At 48.8% G+C, this 1,103-nt stretch carries 2 tRNA genes and 2 rRNA genes; all 4 read left to right on the forward strand.

The window, feature by feature from the left end:
* Positions 1-290, forward strand: a 16S ribosomal RNA gene (locus tag FDK13_RS35185); the annotation flags it as partial.
* Positions 291-346: 56 nt separating this feature from the next.
* Positions 347-420, forward strand: a tRNA-Ile gene (locus FDK13_RS35190).
* A gap of 85 nt (positions 421-505) precedes the next feature.
* Positions 506-579, forward strand: a tRNA-Ala gene (locus FDK13_RS35195).
* Positions 580-650: 71 nt separating this feature from the next.
* Positions 651-1,103: ribosomal RNA gene (locus FDK13_RS35200) — 23S ribosomal RNA — on the forward strand; the annotation flags it as partial.

Below are 1,103 nucleotides of genomic sequence, written 5' to 3' on the forward strand. Positions count from 1 at the left end.
GCGGTACAGAGGGTCGCTACTCAGTGATGAGATGCCAATCCCAAAAAGCCGTTCTCAGTTCGGATTGAAGTCTGCAACTCGACTTTATGAAGCTGGAATCGCTAGTAATCGCGTATCAGCTATGACGCGGTGAATACGTTCCCGGACCTTGTACACACCGCCCGTCAAGCCATGGGAGTCGGGGAGACCTGAAGCGGTAGGTTAAAGACACCGTTAGGGTAAAATCGGCGACTGGGGCTAAGTCGTAACAAGGTAGCCGTACCGGAAGGTGCGGCTGGAACACCTCCTTTCTGGAGACGAGAAACTCTGCTTTTAGTTTATCTTTATCATATATTTTTAAATGTAGGGGCTTGTAGCTCAGGTGGTTAGAGCGCTACACTGATAATGTAGAGGTCCGTGGTTCGAGTCCACGCAGGCCCACTAAATTTAAAAAAACATTGGAATTGTATTAGGATAAGTAATTTAATTACTCTACTTTTGCACTCCGAAAAAACAAAAAATACTTGGGGGATTAGCTCAGCTGGCTAGAGCACCTGCCTTGCACGCAGGGGGTCAACGGTTCGAATCCGTTATTCTCCACATTACCATACATAGGTGCGGTAACGAGTTCATTGACATATTGAGAAGCAAAAGAGAATAAGAGATAACCGCGCAAGCGAATTAAGGGCGCATGGAGGATACCTAGGCTCTCAGAGGCGATGAAGGACGTGATAAGCTGCGATAAGCTACGGGGAACAGCACATATGTCTTGATCCGTAGATTTCCGAATGGGGCAACCCAGTACCATGAAGTGGTATTACCCTACGGGGGGCGAACGTGGGGAACTGAAACATCTAAGTACCCACAGGAGAAGAAAATAATAATGATTCCGCAAGTAGTGGCGAGCGAACGCGGAAGAGCCCAAACCGGCCTGGTTACGGCCAGACCGGGGTTGTAGGACTCACCAAGTGTATAACAATTGAACTGGAATGGCGTGGGAAAGCCAACCATAGAGGGTGAGAGTCCTGTACAGGTAAGAGCGTTATATGAGTGAGTATCCTGAGTAGGTGGGGACCGGAGAAATCCCCTTCGAATCCGGCGGCACCATCCGCCAAGGCTAAATA

Source organism: Dyadobacter frigoris (genome assembly GCF_005280585.1).
GTDB classification, from domain to species: Bacteria; Bacteroidota; Bacteroidia; order Cytophagales; family Spirosomataceae; genus Dyadobacter; species Dyadobacter frigoris.